The sequence below is a fragment of the Mesorhizobium kowhaii genome (assembly GCF_042431665.1).
In the GTDB taxonomy this organism is placed as follows: domain Bacteria; phylum Pseudomonadota; class Alphaproteobacteria; order Rhizobiales; family Rhizobiaceae; genus Mesorhizobium; species Mesorhizobium kowhaii.
This window is the reverse complement of record NZ_JBHLYT010000054.1, coordinates 1-21,528: the sequence shown is the minus strand read 5'-3', so window position 1 is coordinate 21,528 and position 21,528 is coordinate 1. Positions and strand designations below refer to the sequence as shown.

The following is a 21,528-nucleotide window of genomic DNA, read 5'->3' as shown; positions in this document are numbered from 1 at the left end:
ATGTTGTCGCCGGCTCCGTCATCCAAGCTGCGTTGCATATAAGCCGCACCGCTTTCGCCTCGTGCGATTGTGACGTTTTGGCAACACTTTCTGAACAACCCCTGCGCTACAAATCCCGCCAAGGAAATTGCCCATTTCCCGCCATAAACCCGGCGCAACTCGATCTTGTCTCGGGACACGCGCCAAAAGGCTCGGCGATGGGGCAGGCCGCACCGCCCGCGGCAAGGAAGAGTATGGACGCCAAAGTTATTTCCAAGGCCAAGCTCCCGAGCCGCCATGTGACCGTCGGTCCGGCGCGTGCGCCGCACCGTTCCTATCTCTATGCGATGGGGTTGTCGGCGGCCGAGATCGCGCAGCCGCTGGTCGGCGTTGCGTCCTGCTGGAACGAGGCCGCGCCCTGCAACATCTCGCTGATGCGCCAGGCGCAAGTGGTCAAGAAGGGCGTCGCGGCCGCCAGCGGCACGCCGCGCGAATTCTGCACCATCACCGTCACCGACGGCATCGCCATGGGCCACCAGGGCATGAAGTCGTCGCTGGTGTCGCGCGAGGTCATCGCCGATTCGGTCGAGCTCACCATGCGCGGCCATTGCTACGATGCACTGGTCGGGCTTGCCGGCTGCGACAAGTCGCTGCCCGGCATGATGATGGCCATGGTGCGTCTCAACGTGCCGTCGATCTTCATCTATGGCGGCTCGATCCTGCCCGGCAGCTATCGCGGCCGCCAGATCACCGTGCAGGATGTGTTCGAGGCGGTCGGCCAGCATTCGGTCGGCACGATCGGTGATGCCGAGCTGCTTGAAATCGAGCAGGCAGCCTGTCCGTCGGCCGGCTCCTGCGGCGCCCAGTTCACCGCCAACACCATGGCCACCGTTGCCGAGGCGATCGGCCTGGCGCTGCCCTATTCCTGCGGTGCGCCGGCACCTTACGAGATGCGCGACCGTTTCAATTTCGCCTCGGGCGAAAAGATCATGGAACTGATCGCCAAGAACATCCGGCCGCGCGACATCGTCACGCTGAAGGCGCTGGAAAATGCGGCGACCGTGGTTTCGGCCACCGGCGGCTCGACCAACGCCGCGCTGCACCTGCCGGCGATCGCCCACGAGGCCGGCATCAAGTTCGACCTGTTCGACGTGGCAAAAATCTTCGAGAAGACGCCTTATATCGCCGACCTCAAGCCGGGCGGAAAGTATGTCGCCAAGGACATGTTCGAGGCCGGCGGCATTCCGCTCTTGATGAAGACGCTGCTCGACCACGGCTATCTGCATGGCGACTGCCTGACCGTAACCGGCCGTACTTTGGCCGAAAATATGGAGCACGTTGCCTGGAATGAACATCAGGACGTGGTCCATCCCGCCGACAGACCCATTACCAAAACCGGTGGTGTCGTGGGGTTGAAGGGAAACCTTGCCCCCGAAGGCGCGATCGTGAAGGTCGCTGGCATGTCGGAACTCAAATTCTCGGGTCCGGCGCGCTGCTTCGATTCGGAAGAGGAATGTTTCGAGGCAGTGACGCAGCGCAATTACAGGGAAGGCGAGGTTCTCGTCATCCGCTACGAGGGGCCGCGCGGCGGCCCGGGCATGCGCGAAATGCTGTCGACGACGGCAGCCCTCTACGGCCAGGGCATGGGCGGCAAGGTGGCGCTGATCACCGACGGGCGCTTCTCGGGCGCGACGCGCGGTTTCTGCATTGGCCATGTCGGGCCCGAGGCAGCCGTGGGCGGTCCGATCGGGCTGCTCAGGGATGGCGACGTGATCTCGATCGACGCAGTGAACGGCACGATCGAGGTGGCGTTGTCCGATAGCGAACTGGCGGCGAGGGCCAAGACCTGGAAGGCGCGCACGACCGATTATCAGTCGGGCGCGATATGGAAATATGCACAGACGGTTGGGCCGGCGCGCGATGGCGCGGTCACCCATCCGGGCGGTGCGAAAGAAACACACTGCTATGCGGACATCTGAGTTGTTGAGGTCGTCTGTCTTTTCGGCACTGGTCGTGTTCGCCACTTTTGGCGCGACCTTTGGCGCCGTGGGCCAGGCTATGGCCTTCGACGACAAGGTGTTCGACGACAAGACCGGCGTGAAGCCGCAATCCAGCCCATGGGCGGTGTTCCAGTTCGGCTTCTCCGCCTACAAGAACGGCCACAAGGAACAGGCCGCCGAAGCCTATAAATACGCGGCCGAGAACGGCCAGATCGGCGCCACCTGGAAGCTTGCCCGCATGTATGCCGAGGGCGACGGCGTGGCGCGCGACGACTACGAGGCGTTCAAGTTCTTCTCGGAGATCGTCGACCAGGATGTCGAACCCGGCTCGCCCGAGGAAAGCTATGTCTCCGACGCGCTGGTGGCGCTTGGCGATTATCTGCGCAAGGGCATTCCCGGCAGCCCGGTCACCGAGAACGAGGTGGCGGCCCAGGAATATTACATGCGCGCCGCCGCCAACTACCGCAATCCGAACGCACAGTTCGAGATGGGTCAGATGTTCCTGAAGGGCGAGGGCGGCGTGAAGGCCAGCGTCAAGCAGGCCGGGCGCTGGTTCCAGCTTGCCGCCGAGAAGGGCCATGCCGGCGCCCAGGCGACGCTCGGCCATCTGTTGTTCCAGAGTGGCAAGATCGTTCGCGGCCTGGCGATGATGACCGCGGCGCTCGAACGCGCTTCGCCGGCCGATCAGCCGTGGATCCGCGGCATGCAGGAAGAGGCATTTGCCACCGCCGGCGAAGCCGACCGCCGCACCGCGATCTCGCTGGCGGATGACATCCTCACCAAGGGCGGCAACGCAGACCAGTAGTCTCGCGACCGCGCCGGCCTCACCAGAAGCGCTCGATTTTGATCAGTTCTCGGTCGGTTCCGTCGGCACCATGCTGGGGTCCGGCGTTGAGATCGGCGTCACATGCAGATGCGGCGCCATCGTGTTTTCAGGGCAGCTATCCCCGACCTTTGTCCACGATGTGTTGTTGAGCACCATGTCGCAGCGGGCAAGATGGCTCTGGTCGGCAATCGTCAGGCAGGCGACCTGACCAACCGGATACGATTTTCCATTGGCCAGGCATTCCTGATCGGCAAAGGCCGCTGCAGGAGCGGCCATGGCAAATGCCAAGCCGATCGGACAAAGAGCAATTCGGATGGTCATGGGAACCCCGGCCGCCATGATGATCCCTCATCATGCGCCGGAATGTGGCTATATGAGGTCAAGCGCAGGGATGACCGGCGTCAGGCTACAGAAAGGCCGCCTCTGTCAGGCAGGCTGCAGCGCGAGATCGATCGCCACCGGCACGTGATCGGACGGCTTTTCCCAGGCGCGCACATGCTTTTCGATCGAGGCGGAAGAGAACCGGTTGGCGGCTTCCGGCGACAGCAGCAGATGGTCGATGCGGATGCCGTTGTTCTTCTGCCAGGCGCCGGCCTGATAGTCCCAGAACGTGTAGGTGTCGGACGCGTCGGTGACCGCGCGCACCGCCTCGGTGAAACCAAGATTGAGCAACCGGCGGAAGGCCTGTCGCGTCTGCGGCTGGAACAGCGCGTCGCCCAGCCAGTTCTCCGGAAACCTGGCGTCGATCGGCTCGGGAATGACGTTGTAGTCGCCGGCCAGAACCAGCGCCTCTTCCAGCCTCAACCGCTCCTGCGCCCAGCGCTCCAGCCGCGCCATCCAGGACAGTTTGTAGGGGAACTTCTTCTCGTCATCGATCGGATTGCCGTTCGGCAGATAGAGCGAGACGACGCGCAGCGCGCCCTTGTCGGTCGAGAAAACGCCCTCGATGAAACGCGCCTGCTCGTCGGCATCGTCGCCGGGCAGACCGCGATTGACCTCGTCGAAGCGCAGTTTCGACAGGATGGCGACGCCGTTGAAACCCTTCTGCCCATGGGTTTCGACTTTGTAGCCAAGCGCCTCGATCTCGGCACGCGGGAACTGCTCGTCGACCGTCTTGATCTCCTGCAGGCAGACGATGTCGGGCGCGCTCTCCGTCAGCCAGTGGGTGAGGTTGCCGATGCGGGCGCGCACGCCGTTGATGTTCCAGGTGACGATTTTCATGGCAGTCTCGATGCTGTTCAGTGGGGCTCTTGCGGCGGGTGGCGTTCGACCAAGCCGATCGTATTGCCAGCCGGGTCCTTTAGGAAGGCCATCCATTCGCATTCCCCCGCCGGACCGAACTGGCCTTCGGTGTCACGATGGACGAGCGTCGGTGGCGCGGTGAAGGGGACGCCTGCGGCTTTTGCTTCGGCGTGGAAATCGTCGAGGCCTGATATGTCGAGATAGACGGTTCCGGCCGGTATGCCGTCGGTGAACAGCAAGCGCACGTCGCCGGCCATGATGAAGGCGATGCCCGGCGGATCGAAGCGCGCATGCAGGTTCATGCCGAGCACGTCGCGCCAGAAGGCCAGCGTGGTATCGAGGTCACGTCCGGCCGACAGCGCGATCTGACGGACCGCGCCGATTGCAGACATTTCTATATGGAAAAGCTCGTGCCGCAGCCGCAGGAGGCGACGGCGTTCGGGTTCCGGATCTGGAACGACTGGCCCATCAGGTCGTCGACGAAATCGATCACCGAACCGCCCATATAGACCAGCGACAGATCGTCGATGAGCACCGTGGCGCCATCCTTCTCGATGGCGACGTCGTCGTCGTTGCGCGTGTCGACCAGGTCGAACTTGTAGGAAAAGCCGGAACAACCGCCGCCTTCGACCGAAACGCGCAGCGCCGTCTTGCCGGCTTGCCCAGAGACAATCTTGGCGATCCGCTTGGCGGCGGCCTCGGTCATATCGACTTTCATGGCAGTCTTGGCATCCGCGCCCATGGGCGTCACCTTGCTTTCGGTTTCACATGATAGGTATGAAGCGCGAGCGGCCAAGTCAACCAGGCCCAAGCCAACTAGACGAAGTCAACTGCGGCATCGATCATGAGCAACGAGTTGGGCGACATCGGATTCGGCTATCGGCCGCGCGCGGCCTATGCCTGCGATCCGGCAAAGTCGCGCGGGCGGCTTTTCGACGAAGTGGAAAGCCCGACGCGCACGCCGTTCCAGCGCGACCGCGACCGTATCATCCATTCGACGGCGTTCCGGCGGCTGAAACACAAGACGCAGGTCTTCATCGCCCATGAAGGCGACCACTATCGCACCCGTCTGACCCATTCGATCGAAGTGGCGCAGATCGCGCGCGCGCTGGCGCGAGCGCTGCGCGGCGACGAGGATCTCGCCGAAGCGGTGGCGCTGGTGCATGATTTCGGCCACACGCCCTTCGGCCACACCGGCGAGGATGCGCTGAACGAGAAGATGGCCGCCTGGGGCGGCTTCGACCACAACGCGCAATCGCTGCGCATCGTGACAAGGCTGGAGGCGCGCTATGCCGAATTCGACGGGCTCAACCTGACCTGGGAAACGCTGGAAGGCCTGGTCAAGCACAATGGACCGCTGATCGACAGCAATGGCCAGGGTTTGAAAGGGCCGGTGCCGCAGGCGATCCGCGATTATTCTGAGCTGCACGACCTCGAGCTGGACCGGTTTGCCGGCATCGAGGCGCAATGCGCGGCGATCGCCGACGATATCGCCTACAACACGCATGATATCGACGATGGCTTGAGGGCAGGGGTGCTGACGCTGGAGATGCTGGAGACGGTCTCGCTGCCGGGAACGATCCTGAAGGGCGTGCGCGCCCGCTACCCGGCGCTCGATGACGTGCGCACCGGCCACGAACTGATGCGGCGCCAGATCACCGCGATGGTCGAGGATGTCATTGTTTCCACCACGGCCAATCTGAAGCGGATCAGGCCGCAGAGCGCCGACGCGGTGAGGGCAGCCGGCGAGACGATGGTGACTTTTTCGACCGAAATGGCTGCCTTCGAGAAGGAACTGAAGGCCTTTCTCTACAAGCACCTCTACCGGCACGCTGAGGTGATGCGGGTGCGCACCGATGCCGAGCAGATCGTCAGGGATCTGTTCGACGTCTATTTCGCCGATCCGCGCGCCATGCCGGACGGCTGGCGCGAAGGGCTGGATCGGGCCGACGATCGCATCAAGGCGCGCAGCGTGACCGACTTCCTGGCCGGCATGACCGATACCTACGCGCTCAAGGAACATCGGCGTTTGTTTGACCGCACTCCGGATTTGAGCTAGGGCGGGCTCGATTTTGCCGGCCAACGAGCCGGATTCGCTACAAAGCCGCCAGAGTCAGTCCCCAGAGTCACACAAATGAACATCTTCGCCGATTTCACCGCGCGAATCACAAAAGCCGTCGAAGCGCTTGATCTGAAAGACAATGACGGCGTTTCGCCGGACCTGTCGCGCATTGCCGTCGAACCGCCGCGCGACGCCAGCCATGGCGACCTGGCGACCAATGCGGCGATGGTGCTGGCCAAGCCGACCGGCCAGAATCCGCGCGTGCTGGCCGAAAGACTGGCGCAGGCGCTGCGAGAGGACAAGGACGTTGCCGCCGCCGAGGTTGCTGGTCCCGGCTTCGTCAATCTCAGGCTCAAGGATGGCTTCTGGCAAGCGCATCTGACCGCGCTGCTCGGCGAAGGCCGCAACTATGGCCGCTCGACGGTTGGCGGTGGCAGGAAAACCAATGTCGAATATGTCTCGGCCAATCCGACGGGTCCGATGCATGTCGGCCATTGCCGGGGCGCCGTGGTTGGCGACGCGCTTGCCAACCTGATGGCCTTCGCCGGCTACGACGTGACCAAGGAATACGTCATCAACGACGCCGGCTCGCAGATCGACGTGCTCGGCCGTTCGGTCGTGCTGCGTTACCGCGAGGCGCTTGGCGATGACATCGGCGAGATTCCGGCCGGGCTTTACCCCGGCGATTACCTGGTTCCTGTCGGCCAGGCGCTGGCCAAGGAGTTTGGCCGCTCGCTGCTGCAGATGCCTGAAGACGAGGCGCTGGCCATCGTCAAGGACCGCACCATCGATGCGATGATGGCGATGATCCGCGAGGATCTGGCGATGCTCAACGTGCATCACGACGTGTTCTTCTCGGAAGGCACGCTGCACGCCGACAACGCAAAGAAGATCCGCTCGGCGATCAGCGACCTGACGCTGAAGGGCCATATCTACAAGGGCAAGCTGCCGCCGCCCAAGGGCGAGAAGCCCGACGATTGGGAGGATCGCGAGCAGACGCTGTTCCGCTCGACCGCCGTCGGCGACGACATGGACCGGGCGCTGGTGAAGTCCGATGGTTCGTTCACCTATTTCGCTGCCGACGTCGCCTATCTCAAGGACAAGATCGATCGCGGCTTCGTCGATCTGATCTACGTGCTCGGCGCCGATCATGGCGGTTATGTCAAGCGGCTGGAAGCGCTGGCGCGGGCGATTGCCGGCGACAAGGTGAAACTCACCGTGCTGCTTTGCCAGTTGGTGAAGCTGTTTCGCGAGGGTGAACCGGTGCGCATGTCGAAGCGGTCGGGTGATTTCGTGACGCTGCGCGAAGTGGTGGAGGAGGTCGGCCGCGACGCGATCCGCTTCATGATGCTCTATCGCAAGAACGATGCGCCGCTCGATTTCGACTTCGCCAAGGTGACCGAGCAGTCCAAGGACAACCCGGTGTTTTATGTGCAGTATGCCTCGGCACGCTGCCATTCGGTGTTCAGGCAAGCGAGCGAGCAGCTGGGCGAGGCCAATTTCGACCGCAACAGCCTGGCGTCCGCCGTGGCTTTGCTGACCGACGAGGGTGAGATCGGCCTGATCCGCAAGCTTGCCGAATACCCGCGTCTGATCGAGTCGGCGGCACTTGCGCTCGAGCCCCACAGGCTGGCATTTTACCTCTATGATCTGGCTTCCAGTTTCCACGGACACTGGAATCGTGGCACTGATAATCCGGACTTACGTTTTGTTAAGGTTAACGACCGACAATTGACGCATGCCAGACTAGGGCTGGTGCAGGCTGTTTCGGACGTTCTGACGTCCGGCCTGACGTTGATCGGAGCCGCCGCGCCCACCGAAATGCGTTAGGTTTGACTAAAAAACCTGTCACCTTTTGCCCACATTGCGCTGGTAAGGGCCAACCCTACGCGACGTCCATGGCGTCCGAATGAGTGCGAGTTCGGGAACAATAATGGCAGACAGAACCCAGCTGAGAGCAGCCGACAACAACGACATCGCTGAAGATGATCCGTTCGCGGAACTGACCAGGATCATGGGATTCGACCCGCGCCAGCCGGTCAAGCCGCAAGCGCCCGCCCAGCCGAAGGCCCCCGTCGCCGATCAGCCGGCGCAGGAGGACGATTTCGAGATCGATCTCGAGAAGGAGCTGATGGGTGAGTTCGGCGCTGATGACAGCGACGCCGCCCCGGTCGCCGAGACTCATGAGCCGACGTTCGAAACGGCTGAGGCCGGCGCGATCGACGACGATCTTGCGGCATCTCTCGACGACGATTTCCATCTGGACATGGCGGATGTCGACGACCACGCAACCGTCGCCGGCCATGGGGATGTCGCCGGCCATGCGGATTTTGGCGCTGCCGAAACCGCGCCAGCCGTCGTGCCGGCTTTCGATTCTGATTTCGACAATGCCGTCGCAAGTTCGCTCGAAGACGTTTCGCCCTTCAAGGACGATCAGCCGATGGAGGACGAGCTTGCCGCGTCGCTCGATCAGGACTTCCGAATTGACGACGAAGCCGACGAGGTCCAGCACACTGCGGCCGTTGCCGACGCGCCTGCTGCTGTCGAGCAGGCCTCCGATCCTGAATTAGACGATGCGGTTGCGATCTCGCTCGAAGACGAGCTGATGCTCGACGACCATTCTGCGGCCGAACAGTCCTACGAGCAGTCCTACACGGCTGCGGAACCGGTCGAGTACCCCATGCCGGCTCAAGCGACTGCGCGTGACGCCCGGGCAATCTCCGATGAGGATTTTGGCTCCGACGAGGATTTTGGCTCCGACAAGGATTTTGGGGGCCATTTCGACGACGCCATGGCTGATGTCGACATGGATTTTGCCAGTCGCGGGGATTTTGACAGTCGCGCGGATGAGCCGGTCGCATTCGATGAGCCGGAAGCGCATGACGAGCTTGCCGATACCGCGAACGCGAAGGGCGAGATTTCCAGCCCTGAAGGCGCGTCGGACGTTGGATTCGACCTGAACCTGGACGACGCGTTTGCCGAGACGGCCGAAGAGCCGGTCGCTGAGGTCGCCGCCGCTCCGGTCCAGCCGGTGGCGCCAGCCGCGGTTGCGGCCGAGCCGGTGCTCGCGCCGGTCGCGGATGAACGAAGCCTGGAAGACGAGTTGAATGCGCTGCTGGGTGCCATGACCGCACGCCCGGTGCCGGTGGCCAGGGAACCTGTCACGGCTCAGCCGGCTTTCGCCGCTCAGCCGCCTGTCGCCGCAGCTGCGGAGACCATTGAGGAGCCGGCCGATCTTGCCGGCGACCTCGAATGGGATCTCGACGAACACGCGCCTGACGAGCAGCACCGCCTTGACGCTGCCCAGGCCGCCGATGTGGATCTCGACGATCTGCAGCTCGATGACCTTCAGGACCAGGATCCGGGCTCGGATGTCTCCGCGGAGAGCGATGTCGATTTCGACAATGATGCGTTCGACGCAGCTTTGGCCAACAGCCTGGATTCGCGCGACGCGGCCGCTTCCCGGCACGATCAGGACAATTCTCTCGATTGGCTGGCGCAACGTTCCGAGGCGACGGAGCCGACCCGTTCGTGGAGCCGCGTGACACCGGTTCCGCAGCCGGCGTTTAGTGCTCAGCCGACCGCTTCGATAACGCCCCAGGCCGCAGCGCCGGCAGTCACTGCTGCGCCGTCCTACCGTTCGAGCGAGCCGGTCGAGACCGTCGCCCATGCAGCTCCTGTATCGGTGCCGCAACCGCGACAGTCCCCGCGCTATGAAGACATGCCCGACGTCGAGACAGTCGATGTACCCGAGCGTGTCGTGGCGCTGGCGGACGATCTCGATATTCCGGAACTGCACTTCGAGGAAGACGAGCCGGCGACGCCTGGCTATGACGATCTCGACGCCGAGTTCTCGAGCCTTCTCACCGAAATGAACGCGGTGGAGGTCGCCCCCGCTCCCGCAAGCAGCGCCTCTTACAGCGATGAATCCTACAATGCTGGGTTCAATCGGGGCTATGAGGAGCCCAAGCCGGGTTATGACGAGATCAAGCCGGGCTATGACGGGATCAAGCCGGCCTATCAGCCGGAAGCGCGGACCTATGCGGCGCGGCCAATGGAAGTGCCTGCCCGCGCTACTGCGTCGGCCGGCTATGCCGATGCCGCCAGCTTCGACCTCGGCAATTTGCCCGGCAGCCAGCCGGTTTCGCAGGCGGACGATTTCACCGTCGACGAACTCGACTACGATCCTGAACTGGACGAGGCGATGGCTGTTCCGGGTCTCGGCGAGCGGGACGCCGCGAGGCCCTCGCGCCGGCGCGGCCTATTCATTGCCGCGATTGTCGGCGCGGTGGCGGTCGCTGGCGGCCTTGGTGCCTTTGCGCTGTCTTTCGGCGGCAAGGGTGGCAGCGAAGCACCGGTGATCGTCAAGGCCGACAACGCACCGATCAAGGTCAAGCCGGAAAATCCGGGCGGCACGGTGGTGCCGAACCAGGACAACAAGGTTTACGACGCTGTGGTCAAGGGGACGAAGCCCGCCGAGCCGGTCCAGGAAAAACTAGTCACCAACGTCGAAGAGCCGGTGGATGTGCAGGCGAAGGATCCCGCCCGCGCCATCGATCTTTCGCCTGACCAAAATGCTGCGGCAGCTGGAACGGATGACGGCAACGCCGCGCCGGCCGCCAGCGCTGCACCGGCCGACAATGCAGCGCCGGCACCGAAATCCGAGGATCGCATCGCGCAGGTGCTGCAGGATGCCGACAAGGGCACCAACGCCGATGTCGTCGCCGTTGCGCCGCGCAAGGTGAGGACCATGGTGGTCAAGTCAGACGGTTCGCTGGTGCCACGTGAGGATCCGGCGCCCGCGGCACCACAGGTGGCGGCCGTTGAGCCGGCCGACCCGGCGCCGCAGCAGGTTGCCCCGTCGGCCCAGGCCGATGCGGACCAGACCGGCACCGTGGCGCCCGCCACCGCCCAGGCAGATGACGAGCCGGCCCTCAAGCCGGCAGCCAAACCGGCAGCAGCGCCAAAGGCCGAGGCCAAGGCCCAATCTTCCAGCACGCAGTCGGCCAACACGCCGGCCAAGGTTCCGGTCGCGCCGCAGCGCCCGTCCGACCAACCGGTTGATGTCGTCGGCGAGGTCAAGCCCGACCAGGTTGCATCCATCGATCCGGCATCGACCGCGACCGGCGGTGGTTCGTGGTCGATGCAGATCGCTTCGCAGCCGACTGTCGAAAGCGCCCAGTCCAGCTATCAGGATCTGCAGCGCCGCTACGGCAGCGTGCTTTCCGGCCGCACCGCCAACATCGTCAAGGCGGAGATTGCCGGCAAGGGCACGTTCTACCGTGTGCGCGTGCCGGCAAAGTCGCGCAACGACGCGATCAACCTGTGCACCAGCTACAAGGCTGCCGGCGGCAACTGCTTCGTCTCGCGCTAGCAGCCGAGTCAACCAATCAAGCCGGCGCGGTCTCAGACCGCGCCGGCCTTTTCATGTGGAAGAGATGTGTCTTCAAGCGCATGCAGCCAGGGATGATTCCCTTTGATCGCGCGAAGCCCTAAACTCCCGGCATGACCGAATCAAAATCCATGATCCTCGGCTGTGCCGGGAAATCGCTCACTCGCGACGAAATCAATTTCTATCGCAACGAATGCCCGTGGGCCTTCATCCTGTTTGCCCGCAACATTGGCGAGACCGAGCAGATCCGCGATCTGGTCGCCGAGATGCGCGACTGTATCGGGCGTCCGGACGCGCTGGTGTTCATCGACCAGGAAGGCGGCCGGGTGCAGCGCCTGCGGCCGCCGCTGGCGCCGAACTATCCGGCCGGCGGCGCGCTCGGCGCGCTGTGGCGCGACGACCATGATGCCGGCGCCCGCGCGGCCTGGCTGATGGCGCGGCTGCATGCCTTCGACCTGCTGCGCTACGGCATCACGGCGGATTGCCTGCCGGTGCTCGACGTTCCGATCGAAGGCGCCAGCGACGTCATCGGCGCGCGCGCCTACGGCAAGGAGCCGCGAGCCGTGATTGAACTCGGCCGCGCCGCCGCCGAGGGGCTGATGTCAGGTGGTGTGCTGCCTGTGATGAAGCACATTCCGGGTCATGGCAGGGCCTTTGCCGACACGCATTTCGAATTGCCGACGGTGGACGCATCGCTCAGCGATCTGCAGCGGCATGATTTCGCCCCGTTCCGGGAGCTCAACCATCTGCCGATGGCGATGACGGCGCATGTCGTCTACAGCGCCATCGACCCGAAGAACCCGGCGACGACCTCCGGCAAAGTCATCGACGAGATCATCCGTCGTGAAATCGGCTTCGACGGGTTGCTGATGAGCGACGACACCTCGATGAAGGCACTTTCTGGGGATTTCCCGACAAAGGCGGCCTCGATCCTTGCGGCGGGCTGCGATCTGGTCCTTCACTGCAACGGCGTTTTCGAGGAGATGGCCGGCATCGCATCGCGGACCACGGGGCTTGAGGGCAAGTCGCTGGAGCGCGCAAAACGGGCGCTGACCTATATCAGGAAACACGACGCGGCCGAAGAAACCGAGATACGCGCAGAATTCGCCACCTATTTCGATGCGGTGGCCTGACAAAGGAAGCGAGAGAAAGTGGCGGAAACATTGGAAAGCAAGGCCGCGAAGGCCGCACCGATGGACCGTCTGTGGGCCGAGAACGACGATTCCCGCGTCACCGGCGATCCGTCGCTGGTCGTCGATGTGGCCGGCTTCGAAGGTCCGCTCGATCTTCTGCTGCATCTTGCCCGCACCCAGAAGGTCGATCTGGCGCGGATTTCGATCCTGGCGCTGGTCGAGCAATATCTGACCTTTGTCGAGACGGCGAGGGCGCTCAGGCTCGAGCTTGCCGCCGACTATCTGGTGATGGCGGCGTGGCTGGCCTTCCTCAAGTCGAAGCTGCTCATTCCCAAGCAGCCGGGCGACGAGGGCGAAAGCGGCGAGGAATTGGCGGCGGTGCTGCAGTTCCGGCTGAAGCGGCTGGAGGCGATGCGCGACGCCTCGGCGCGTCTGGTCAACCGCAACCGGCTCGGCCGCGACGTGTTCGCGCGCGGCATGCCGGAAATGGTCATCGTCGAAAAGCGCAATGCCTATTCGGCATCGCTCTACGATCTGTTGACCGCCTACGCCCAGCAGCGGCAGAAGCAGGCGATCAACAATGTGACGATCGCCAGGCGCGGTGTCTGGTCGCTCAAGGACGCGCGCGACATCCTGACCCGCCTTGTTGGATCGCTGCGCGACTGGGCGACGCTGGAAAGTTTTCTGATCGAGTACATGACCAGCCCCGAGGAGCGGCGCACGGCGATCGCCAGCTCCTTCGCGGCCACGCTGGAACTGGTACGCGAAGGCAGCATGGACATGCGGCAGGACGAAGTGTTCGCGCCGATCTATCTGCGCGGCCGCGTGCAGGCAATCAAGGCAGTCGAGGTGGCATCATGAGCGAACGCGCCAACGCTTCGGTTCTCCCGTTCAAGGTCGATGATGAATCGGAAGGGGAGTTGTTTTCCCAGGAACCGGCCGAGCAGGTCCAGAACCCGGCCGAGCGGCTGCATATGGCGGAAGCCGTGCGCATGGCCGAAGCGATTGTGTTCGCCAGCACTGAGCCGGTCAGCGAAAAGCAGCTTGCGGCGCGCCTGCCCGACGGCATCAACATCGCCTTGGCGATGGCCGACCTGCAGCAGATCTATGCGCGGCGCGGTGTCAATCTGGTGCGCGTCGGTGATGCCTGGGCGTTCCGCACCGCCGGCGACCTGGCTTTCCTGATGAGCCGCGACACGGTGCAGCAGCGCAAGCTGTCGCGGGCGGCGCTCGAAGTGCTGGCGATCATCGCCTACCACCAGCCGGTGACGCGCGCCGAGATCGAGGACATCCGGGGCGTCGAAACCTCGAAAGGCACGCTTGACACGCTGCTGGAAACGGAATGGGTGCGCATGCGCGGCCGACGCAAAACGCCGGGACGCCCTGTTACCTATGGCACGACCGAGACCTTCCTCGACCATTTCGCGCTGGAGGAAATCCGCGACCTTCCCGGCATGGAGGAACTGAAGGGGGCAGGCCTGCTTTCGGGCCGCATGCCTTCGAATTTCTCCATTCCGCAGCCGCCGGCCGATCCCGATGCGCTGACCGACGACGAGGATGCGCTGACCGATATCGATCTCGAGGAACTCGGCCTGCTGACGCCGCGCGTCACGGAAGATTGACTGGCAATCGCTGCCAATCTGTCGAGGATGCGCGGATTCGTAGCGGGCCGTCACGCCGAAAATGCGTGACATCCGCCACCCTTTCATAAACTCTGTCGCAGTTGTGTTTGAATCCCAACGCGAAAACGCATAGATCATCGCCAGGGAAAACATTCGAGAGAGATTTGCTATGGGTTCATTTTCGATTTGGCACTGGATGATCGTGCTCGTGATCGTGCTGCTGGTGTTCGGCCGCGGCAAGATTCCGGAGCTGATGGGTGACATGGCCAAGGGCATCAAGAGCTTCAAGAAGGGCATGGCGGACGACGACGTTGCCGAAGACAAGCGCACCGTCGAACACCGCGCCGACGAGACCGTTTCGGCCGCGAAGGAAAAAGCCAGCAAGAGCTGAGCCAAAAAGTTCTAGTCGGAACAGATAGCCATGTTTGAAGTCGGCTGGACCGAAATGCTGGTCATCGCGATCGTCATGATCGTGGTCGTCGGACCCAAGGATTTGCCCAATATGCTGCGGACCTTCGGCCGCACGACGGCGAAGCTGCGCGCCATGGCGGCCGATTTCCAGAAGCAGTTCAACGAAGCTCTGAAGGAAGCCGAGCTCGACGACGTCAAGAAGTCGGTCGACGAGCTCAGGGGCCTCAGTCCGATGGCCGAGATCAGGAAGCAGCTCAATCCGTTCGAGCAGGCGGCAGCCGATGTGCGCTCAGGCGTCGACGCGGCGATGAAGCCGAAGCCGGCCGATGATCCTGCAACGCCTGCCGCTTCGACGTTGCAGCCAGCCGAACCGTTGAAGAACGGCGCTACGACCATGCCTGGCGTCAACGGGCCGGAAGCGGCACCAGCAGCGCCGATTTTCCCGGCAATGACCGATGAATCAGTGGTTACGGCATCGGTGCCGGCAGAACCGGTTGTGACGGCGAAGGTGTCGGCGGCGAAGAAAGTGGCCAAGGCTGCGCCGGCAGAGGCGACACCAGTTGCAAAAGCGCCTGCCAAGGCGTCGGCAAATGGCGCAAAGGCTTCCGCGTCGGCGAAAGCGGCGACCGCCAACGCAACGTCGAAGGCGTCGCCAAAGGCGGTGACGGCGGCAAAGCCTGAAACACCCAAAGCCAAGAAGCCCGCTGCAGCCAAGACGATCGCGACCAAGACCGTGGCGAAAGCCGAACCGAAGCCTGCACCGGCGAAGAAGCCGGCGGCCAAAAAGACGGCGGGAGCCGCCAAGTGAGCGTTTCGGACAAGGAAAAGGACGAGATCGAGAAATCGTCGGCGCCGCTGATGGAGCATCTGATCGAGCTGCGCCGGCGGCTGATCTGGTCGATCGGCGGCTTCTTCGTCGCCTTCCTGGTCTGCTTCTTCTTCGCCAAGAAGCTGTTCAATCTGCTGGTGGTCCCGTTCAAATGGGCGACGAAATGGGCCGGCCTTGATCCACACAAGGTCGAGTTGATCTACACTGCGCCGCAGGAATTCTTCTTCACCCAGGTCAAGCTGGCCATGTTCGGCGGCATGGTCATCGCCTTTCCGCTGATCGCCACGCAGATCTACAAGTTCATCGCGCCCGGCCTCTACAAGAACGAGCGCAACGCCTTCCTGCCTTTCCTGATCGCATCGCCGGTCCTGTTCCTGATGGGCGCATCGCTGGTCTATTTCTTCTTCACGCCGATGGTGATGTGGTTCTTCCTCGCCATGCAGCAGGCCGGCACCGACGATCAGGTGCAGATTTCGCTGCTGCCGAAAGTGTCGGAATATCTCAGCCTGATCATGACGCTGATCTTCTCGTTCGGCCTGGTGTTCCAGCTGCCGGTGGTGACCAGCCTGATGACGCGGGTCGGCATGCTGTCGTCCAAGGCGCTGGCCGAGAAGCGCAAATGGGCGATCGTCATTGCCTTCGTCGTCGCGGCGGTTCTGACGCCACCCGATCCGATGAGCCAGATCGGTTTGGCCATTCCGACCATCCTTCTCTACGAGGTCTCCATCTGGGCTGCCAAGCTGATCGAGCGCGATCAGGAAAAGCAGCGGGTGGCGCGTGAGAAGCAGGACGCGGCGAACGAGGTCGCTGAGAAGAAGCCGGCGGACGCATCCTCCATATAGACCGTGGGGCCGCGTGCCGGCAGGCCCGGAATCGATTGCTTTCTGAGGGCAGCCATGCTATCGATTTGGCTATGGTGCTGATTTGCGCCAGCGACCCGCCGCAGAGGCGGTTTTTTTATTTCAGGCTCTCCGCATCCCGTCGACAGCACGTTAAAGCGAGATCGCAGGCTCGGCTTTCCCGTGCCCATCTTGCATCGATCAAGGATGCGGTTTACGCCGTCTCGCCTAGCTGAGGACGGATAAACCATGCTTGATATCAAATGGATTCGCGACAACCCGAAGGCCCTTGTCGAGGCGCTGGTGAAGCGCTCGTGGTCGGCCGGCGAGGCGCAGTCCACGGTTGATGGGCTGATCGCCTCGGACGAGGCGCGGCGCGAACACGTCACCGAACTGCAGACCAAGCAGGAGCGCCGCAATGCCGCCTCGAAGGAGATCGGCAACGCGATGCGCTCGGGCGATGCAGCGCTCGCCGAAAAGCTGAAAGCCGAAGTCGGCGAGATAAAAACCTTTATCCAGAATGGCGAGGCGCGCGAACGCGAGCTCGACAAGGCGCTGAACGACGCACTCGCGGTGCTGCCTAACGTGCCGTTCGACGATGTGCCGGTCGGCAAGGACGAGCACGACAATGTCGTCAAGCACATCGTCGGCAAGCTGCCGACGCGTCCGAACTGGGTGAAGGAGCATTTCGAGATCGGCGAAGCGCTCGGCATGATGGATTTCGAGCGCGCGGCGAAGCTGTCAGGCTCGCGCTTCACCGTGCTGAAGAGCGGTCTGGCACGGATGGAACGCGCGCTCGGCCAGTTCATGCTCGACCTGCACACGACCGAGCATGGCTATGAGGAAGTCATCCCGCCGCTGATGGTCAAGGACGACGTTCTTTTCGGCACCAACCAGTTGCCGAAGTTCGAGGAAGATCTGTTTTTCACGCCGCACGGGGAGGGCAGGCTTGGCCTGATCCCCACCGCCGAAGTCCCGCTCACCAACCTGGTGCGCGAAGAAATCACCGCGCATGAAAAACTGCCGCTTCGCTATACCGCGCTGACGCCGTGCTTCCGGTCGGAGGCAGGCTCGGCCGGGCGCGACACGCGCGGCATGCTGCGCCAGCACCAATTCTACAAGGTCGAGCTGGTCTCGATCACCGACCAGGAATCGTCGCTCGCCGAGCACGAGCGGATGACGCAATGCGCCGAGGAAGTGCTGAAGCGGCTTGAGCTGCCGTTCCGCACCATGACGCTGTGCACCGGCGACATGGGCTTCGGCGCGCGCAAGACCTACGACATCGAAGTCTGGCTGCCCGGCCAGAACGCCTATCGCGAGATCTCGTCCTGTTCGGTGTGCGGCGATTTCCAGGCGCGCCGCATGGACGCCCGCTACAAGGACAAGGACGGCAAGGGCAACCGTTTCGTCCATACGCTCAACGGTTCGGGCACCGCCGTCGGCCGCGCGCTCATAGCTGTCATCGAAAACTACCAGAATGAGGATGGCAGCGTAACCATTCCTGAAGTGCTGCGGCCTTACATGGGCGGCCGGGAAAAGATCGAATCGAAATAATGCGTATCCTCCTGACCAATGACGACGGCATTCATGCCGAGGGCCTGGCGTCGCTCGAACGCGTCGCGCGCACGCTGTCCGACGATGTCTGGGTGGTGGCGCCGGAGCAGGACCAGTCCGGTTATGCGCATTCGCTGTCGATCTCCGAGCCGCTACGGTTGCGCAAGATCGGCGAGAAGCATTTTGCCGTGCGCGGCACGCCGACCGATTGCGTCATCATGGGCGTCAAGAAGATCCTGCCGGGCGCCCCCGACCTGATCCTGTCAGGCATCAATTCCGGCGCCAACATTGCCGACGACGTCACCTATTCCGGCACCGTCGCCGGAGCCATGGAAGGCGCGCTGCTCGGCATCCGCTCGATCGCGCTCAGCCAGGGCTACAGCTATGTCGGCGAGGATCGTGTCGTCCCTTACGAGACGACCGAGGTGCTGGCGCCGGCATTGCTGAAGAAGCTTGTCGCCACGCCGCTGCCGGACGGCGTGCTGCTCAACGTCAATTTTCCGAACTGCCTTCCCGAAGAAGTCGCCGGCACAGTGGTGACCTCGCAAGGCAAGCTCGTGCACAGTCTGTGGGTCGACGAGCGCCGCGACGGGCGCGGCCTGCCTTACTACTGGTTGCGCTTCGGCCGCGAGCCGGTCGAAGGCAAGCAAGGCACCGACCTCCATGCCTTGCGCAACAGGCTGGTGTCGGTGACGCCGTTGCAACTCGACCTCACCGCGCATGAAATCCGTGACCAACTGAGCAAGGCGCTTGCATGAACCAGGGCCTCCCAATCGATGACCGCGAAGGTTTCGCCGCCTTTCTGCTGCGTTTGCGCGGCAGGGGGACGGTGCCGAAGGCGCTGATCGCGGCTTTTGAGGCGACACCGCGGCGCGGTTTCCTTGGCGCCCAGTTCCATTCGATCGCCTGGTCGGACCGCATGCTGCCGATCGAATGCGGCGAGGCGATCGAAGGTGCTGATCTTCAAGCTGCGGTGATCGCAGCCCTCACCATCGAGCAGGGCAACCGCGTGCTCGAGATCGGTACCGGCTCGGGCTACACGGCGGCGGTGATGTCGCGGCTGGCGGCGCGGGTGGTCACCGCCGACCGCTACAAGACGCTTGTCGAGCAGGCCAGGCAGCGCTTCGAGGCGCTCGCCATCGGCAATGTCATCGTTCGCCAGGCGGATGGTTCCGCCGGGCTGCCAAACGAAGCGCCGTTCGATCGCATCGTCGCCTGGGCTGCCTTCGACAGCCTGCCGCGCTTCCTGCTCGACCAGCTGTCGAGCGGCGGCATCGTCATCGCTCCGATCGGACCCGAAGAGGGCGAGCAGGTGCTGGCCAAGCTGACCAAGGTCGGCAGCCGGTTCGAGCGTGAGGACATCGGCCTTGTGCGCCTGCAGCCGATCCTGCGCAGCGTCGCCGCCGTCATTTAAGTTCGTCCTCTAATATTTTAAGAAAAATTGCATCGGATTCCATGAGGTTAACCGACGAGTAACATTAACGCGCTTTAATCATACCTAGTTTGTACCGGGTATGTGCGGGTCAGTGCGATGCAACTCAGTGTTTTGAAGACAAACGGCCGCAATCTGATGCGTGGTTGCGCCGTCCTCATGGTCGCAGGTGCTGTGGCGGGGTGCAGCTCCCAGGCTTCACGCTTCAACAGTGTCGATGACGTCTTTACCTCGTCGACCAACAATCAGCGCGCCATCATCAACAAGCAAGAGCAGGACGCCGTGCAGCCCTATCCGGGCGATGTCGCGGCCGCTCCGGTCGACGGCAGCCATATGCAGTCGGTCAGCCGCTCCAGTCTCGAGCCGGTCTCGACGAGGCCGCTGCCTCCGCCCGTTGCCCAGGCACAGCCGGCTCCCGCACTGGCGCCTGCTTCAAAGCCGGTACGCACCGCATTGGCCCCGGCGCCGCATGTCGACCGGACCACGACCGGCACCGTCGCTCCGGCGGCATCGCCGTTCAAGGTCGCGCAGCCCGACGCACCGCGCGTGGCCGCGGCGGGCACTCCGCATGCAACCGAGATCGTCGTCAGGGATGGCGAAACGATTTCCGGACTGGCGCAGCACTACAAGGTGCCGGCTGACGTGATCATGAAGGTCAATGGGCTGAGCGCGACCAAGGGGCTGAAGACGGGCCAGAAGCTGGTCATCCCGGCCTATGCCTATTCGAGCAAGGCCGAGCCAAAAGTCGCCGATGCCAAGCCGGCGAAAGACGGCAAGCACGACCTGCCGGCCGCTGCGCCGGACAAGGTCGCCGTGCTGCCGCAGCAGCCGAAGCTCAAAGAGGGCAAGTCCGCCGCTCAGGTTGATGCTTCGGCCGCCGCAAGCCAGCCCAAGGAGCCCAAGACCAAACCTCAGGTGGCCGCGGCCAAGGCGACCGGCGCTGCCGGCACCTATACGGTCCAGTCAGGCGACACGCTTTCGTCGATTGCCAGGAAGACAGGCGTCGGCACCGTTGCGCTGAAGCAGGCCAATGGCATGCAGAACGGCTTGCTCAAGATCGGCCAGACCTTGAAGGTGCCGGCCGGCGGAACCGCGACCGTGGCCAGCGCCAAGCCGGCGAAGATCGATCCGGTGACCACGGCCACCACGCAGCCCGCGGCAAAGACGACGCCGTCGGAAACGCTGGCGTCCTACACGCCGCCAAAGAAAGATTCGAAGGTCATCCAGCAGGCCGAGGACGACGACGCGGTTGCACCGGATGCAACCGGCATCGGCAAGATGCGCTGGCCGGTGCGCGGCCGCGTGATCTCCGGTTTCGGGTCCGGCAAGGACGGCGTCGACATCGCCGTGCCGACGGGCACGCCGGTCAAGGCTGCCGAGAACGGCGTCGTCATCTATGCCGGCGACGGCCTCAAGGAATTCGGCAATACGGTGCTGGTGCGCCACGAGAACGGCCTGGTCACCGTCTACGGCCATGCCAGCTCGATCGAGGTTCAGCGCGGCCAGAAGGTCAAGCGCGGCCAGGAAATCGCACTGTCGGGCATGAGCGGCACGACGGACTCGCCGAAGCTGCACTTCGAGGTGCGCAAGAACTCCGCCCCGGTCGATCCGTCGGGCTATCTCGAATAGAAGAAAAAAGCGATTTTGCGGGCCGCCTGACCTCCAGTCCGGCCCGCCGGCTTAGCCCGCCCCGCAAGGAGCCCGCTTTTTCAGTCTCAGGAATCTTAGTCTCTGTTTCAACGCCTGTCGTTGTCGCGAACCGGCCACTCTTGGGCGACACGCATCAGGCACAAAAACCCCATCAGGCTGGGTGACCGAGTTCGACCCGTTGTAGACATTTGCTCAACCTGCGCTCATATCGACACGATGGAAAAGTCTGCGGCGCCTTGGCCTTTGCTACAAATCGCGATCGAGCCAAAGTCGAAAGCCGATCGGGAGAAGCTGCTTATCGCCTTGTCTAAACTAGCGGACGAGGATCCTTGGTTCCACGTTAAGTCGGACGAGGAATCGGGCCAGACGATCATCGCGTTCATGAGCGAACTTCACCTCGACATCATCCTCGACCGCATGCGTCGCGAGTTCAAGGTCGAGGCCAATGTCGGTGCGCCGCAGGTGGCCTATCGCGAGACGATCACCCGCAGGCACGAGCAGGACTACACGCACAAGAAGCAGACCGGCGGTACCGGTCAGTTCGCCCGCGTCAAGAT

The 21,528-nt window shown here is 63.3% G+C and carries 19 protein-coding genes and 1 pseudogene; 16 read left to right on the top strand and 4 right to left on the bottom strand.

The window, feature by feature from the left end; translation table 11 throughout:
* The first annotated feature begins 233 nt into the window (after positions 1–233).
* Both ilvD and ACFFNA_RS32480 read left to right on the top strand, forming a co-directional pair.
* Positions 234–1,958, top strand: a complete 1,725-nt coding sequence (gene ilvD / locus ACFFNA_RS32485; protein WP_111547388.1) for a dihydroxy-acid dehydratase — start codon at positions 234–236, stop codon at positions 1,956–1,958.
* Positions 1,945–2,784 carry a tetratricopeptide repeat protein gene (locus ACFFNA_RS32480; RefSeq protein WP_111547387.1) on the top strand — a complete coding sequence of 280 codons (840 nt, stop codon included), beginning with the start codon at positions 1,945–1,947 and terminating at the stop codon, positions 2,782–2,784. The genes ilvD and ACFFNA_RS32480 overlap by 14 nt, the downstream gene beginning before the upstream one ends.
* Before the next feature lie 42 nt (positions 2,785–2,826).
* Here the strand turns inward: ACFFNA_RS32480 and ACFFNA_RS32475 are convergent, their stop codons facing one another.
* The 4 genes from ACFFNA_RS32475 to erpA form a co-directional block, all read right to left on the bottom strand.
* Positions 2,827–3,144 (bottom strand): hypothetical protein, encoded by a 318-nt coding sequence (locus tag ACFFNA_RS32475; protein ID WP_167458711.1) that lies wholly within the window; start codon positions 3,142–3,144, stop codon positions 2,827–2,829.
* Between the two features lie 87 nt (positions 3,145–3,231).
* Complete coding sequence (gene xth / locus ACFFNA_RS32470) at positions 3,232–4,026, bottom strand: exodeoxyribonuclease III (protein ID WP_378923862.1); 795 nt, start codon at positions 4,024–4,026, stop codon at positions 3,232–3,234.
* A 17-nt stretch (positions 4,027–4,043) separates the two neighbouring features.
* Positions 4,044–4,439: a VOC family protein gene (locus tag ACFFNA_RS32465; protein ID WP_111547385.1), complete on the bottom strand. Its 396-nt coding sequence runs from the start codon at positions 4,437–4,439 to the stop codon at positions 4,044–4,046.
* Between the two features lie 2 nt (positions 4,440–4,441).
* Positions 4,442–4,789 carry an iron-sulfur cluster insertion protein ErpA gene (erpA, locus tag ACFFNA_RS32460; protein WP_111547384.1) on the bottom strand — a complete coding sequence of 116 codons (348 nt, stop codon included), beginning with the start codon at positions 4,787–4,789 and terminating at the stop codon, positions 4,442–4,444.
* A 102-nt stretch (positions 4,790–4,891) separates the two neighbouring features.
* Between erpA and ACFFNA_RS32455 the strand changes: the two genes are divergently transcribed.
* From ACFFNA_RS32455 to fusA, 14 genes and pseudogenes are all read left to right on the top strand, one after another.
* Complete coding sequence (locus tag ACFFNA_RS32455) at positions 4,892–6,106, top strand: deoxyguanosinetriphosphate triphosphohydrolase (protein WP_378923861.1); 1,215 nt, start codon at positions 4,892–4,894, stop codon at positions 6,104–6,106.
* 75 nt (positions 6,107–6,181) lie between these two features.
* Positions 6,182–7,939, top strand: a complete 1,758-nt coding sequence (gene argS / locus ACFFNA_RS32450; protein ID WP_378923860.1) for an arginine--tRNA ligase — start codon at positions 6,182–6,184, stop codon at positions 7,937–7,939.
* Between the two features lie 103 nt (positions 7,940–8,042).
* The gene (locus ACFFNA_RS32445; RefSeq protein ID WP_378923859.1) at positions 8,043–11,483 is read left to right on the top strand and encodes an SPOR domain-containing protein; all 3,441 of its coding nucleotides are present in this window, start codon (positions 8,043–8,045) and stop codon (positions 11,481–11,483) included.
* A 131-nt stretch (positions 11,484–11,614) separates the two neighbouring features.
* On the top strand, positions 11,615–12,634 hold the full coding sequence (nagZ, locus tag ACFFNA_RS32440) for a beta-N-acetylhexosaminidase (RefSeq protein WP_378923858.1): 1,020 nt from the start codon (positions 11,615–11,617) through the stop codon (positions 12,632–12,634).
* 60 nt (positions 12,635–12,694) lie between these two features.
* Positions 12,695–13,495 (top strand): segregation and condensation protein A, encoded by an 801-nt coding sequence (locus tag ACFFNA_RS32435; protein ID WP_378923894.1) that lies wholly within the window; start codon positions 12,695–12,697, stop codon positions 13,493–13,495.
* Positions 13,492–14,256: an SMC-Scp complex subunit ScpB gene (gene scpB / locus ACFFNA_RS32430; protein ID WP_111547379.1), complete on the top strand. Its 765-nt coding sequence runs from the start codon at positions 13,492–13,494 to the stop codon at positions 14,254–14,256. Before ACFFNA_RS32435 ends, scpB begins: the two co-directional genes overlap by 4 nt.
* A gap of 169 nt (positions 14,257–14,425) precedes the next feature.
* Positions 14,426–14,647 carry a twin-arginine translocase TatA/TatE family subunit gene (locus ACFFNA_RS32425; protein ID WP_095087696.1) on the top strand — a complete coding sequence of 74 codons (222 nt, stop codon included), beginning with the start codon at positions 14,426–14,428 and terminating at the stop codon, positions 14,645–14,647.
* 30 nt (positions 14,648–14,677) lie between these two features.
* On the top strand, positions 14,678–15,475 hold the full coding sequence (tatB, locus tag ACFFNA_RS32420) for a Sec-independent protein translocase protein TatB (RefSeq protein ID WP_378923857.1): 798 nt from the start codon (positions 14,678–14,680) through the stop codon (positions 15,473–15,475).
* Complete coding sequence (gene tatC / locus ACFFNA_RS32415) at positions 15,472–16,338, top strand: twin-arginine translocase subunit TatC (protein ID WP_378923856.1); 867 nt, start codon at positions 15,472–15,474, stop codon at positions 16,336–16,338. Before tatB ends, tatC begins: the two co-directional genes overlap by 4 nt.
* 246 nt (positions 16,339–16,584) lie before the next feature.
* Positions 16,585–17,889: a serine--tRNA ligase gene (gene serS / locus ACFFNA_RS32410; protein WP_378923855.1), complete on the top strand. Its 1,305-nt coding sequence runs from the start codon at positions 16,585–16,587 to the stop codon at positions 17,887–17,889.
* Positions 17,889–18,647, top strand: coding sequence for a 5'/3'-nucleotidase SurE (gene surE / locus ACFFNA_RS32405; RefSeq protein WP_111547376.1), 759 nt, complete (start codon positions 17,889–17,891; stop codon positions 18,645–18,647). The genes serS and surE overlap by 1 nt, the downstream gene beginning before the upstream one ends.
* A complete protein-coding gene (locus ACFFNA_RS32400; RefSeq protein WP_378923854.1) occupies positions 18,644–19,303 on the top strand; it encodes a protein-L-isoaspartate(D-aspartate) O-methyltransferase in 660 nt (219 codons plus the stop codon). Before surE ends, ACFFNA_RS32400 begins: the two co-directional genes overlap by 4 nt.
* Before the next feature lie 117 nt (positions 19,304–19,420).
* Positions 19,421–20,950 carry a peptidoglycan DD-metalloendopeptidase family protein gene (locus tag ACFFNA_RS32395; RefSeq protein ID WP_378923853.1) on the top strand — a complete coding sequence of 510 codons (1,530 nt, stop codon included), beginning with the start codon at positions 19,421–19,423 and terminating at the stop codon, positions 20,948–20,950.
* A 261-nt stretch (positions 20,951–21,211) separates the two neighbouring features.
* Positions 21,212–21,528 (top strand): annotated as a pseudogene (gene fusA / locus ACFFNA_RS32390) (elongation factor G); the annotation flags it as partial.

What these genes read in the sequence shown, in the direction of transcription:
- ACFFNA_RS32445 (WP_378923859.1), top strand. Translation starts at nt 8,043, where the DNA reads ATGGCAGACAGAACCCAGCTGAGAGCAGCCGACAACAACGACATCGCT.
- surE (WP_111547376.1), top strand. Translation starts at nt 17,889, where the DNA reads ATGCGTATCCTCCTGACCAATGACGACGGCATTCATGCCGAGGGCCTG.
- nagZ (WP_378923858.1), top strand. Translation starts at nt 11,615, where the DNA reads ATGACCGAATCAAAATCCATGATCCTCGGCTGTGCCGGGAAATCGCTC.
- ACFFNA_RS32475 (WP_167458711.1), bottom strand. Translation starts at nt 3,144, where the DNA reads ATGGCGGCCGGGGTTCCCATGACCATCCGAATTGCTCTTTGTCCGATC.
- tatB (WP_378923857.1), top strand. Translation starts at nt 14,678, where the DNA reads ATGTTTGAAGTCGGCTGGACCGAAATGCTGGTCATCGCGATCGTCATG.
- ACFFNA_RS32395 (WP_378923853.1), top strand. Translation starts at nt 19,421, where the DNA reads ATGCAACTCAGTGTTTTGAAGACAAACGGCCGCAATCTGATGCGTGGT.
- argS (WP_378923860.1), top strand. Translation starts at nt 6,182, where the DNA reads ATGAACATCTTCGCCGATTTCACCGCGCGAATCACAAAAGCCGTCGAA.
- ilvD (WP_111547388.1), top strand. Translation starts at nt 234, where the DNA reads ATGGACGCCAAAGTTATTTCCAAGGCCAAGCTCCCGAGCCGCCATGTG.
- ACFFNA_RS32425 (WP_095087696.1), top strand. Translation starts at nt 14,426, where the DNA reads ATGGGTTCATTTTCGATTTGGCACTGGATGATCGTGCTCGTGATCGTG.
- serS (WP_378923855.1), top strand. Translation starts at nt 16,585, where the DNA reads ATGCTTGATATCAAATGGATTCGCGACAACCCGAAGGCCCTTGTCGAG.
- ACFFNA_RS32465 (WP_111547385.1), bottom strand. Translation starts at nt 4,439, where the DNA reads ATGTCTGCAATCGGCGCGGTCCGTCAGATCGCGCTGTCGGCCGGACGT.
- scpB (WP_111547379.1), top strand. Translation starts at nt 13,492, where the DNA reads ATGAGCGAACGCGCCAACGCTTCGGTTCTCCCGTTCAAGGTCGATGAT.
- ACFFNA_RS32400 (WP_378923854.1), top strand. Translation starts at nt 18,644, where the DNA reads ATGAACCAGGGCCTCCCAATCGATGACCGCGAAGGTTTCGCCGCCTTT.
- xth (WP_378923862.1), bottom strand. Translation starts at nt 4,026, where the DNA reads ATGAAAATCGTCACCTGGAACATCAACGGCGTGCGCGCCCGCATCGGC.
- ACFFNA_RS32480 (WP_111547387.1), top strand. Translation starts at nt 1,945, where the DNA reads ATGCGGACATCTGAGTTGTTGAGGTCGTCTGTCTTTTCGGCACTGGTC.
- ACFFNA_RS32455 (WP_378923861.1), top strand. Translation starts at nt 4,892, where the DNA reads ATGAGCAACGAGTTGGGCGACATCGGATTCGGCTATCGGCCGCGCGCG.
- erpA (WP_111547384.1), bottom strand. Translation starts at nt 4,789, where the DNA reads ATGGGCGCGGATGCCAAGACTGCCATGAAAGTCGATATGACCGAGGCC.
- ACFFNA_RS32435 (WP_378923894.1), top strand. Translation starts at nt 12,695, where the DNA reads ATGGACCGTCTGTGGGCCGAGAACGACGATTCCCGCGTCACCGGCGAT.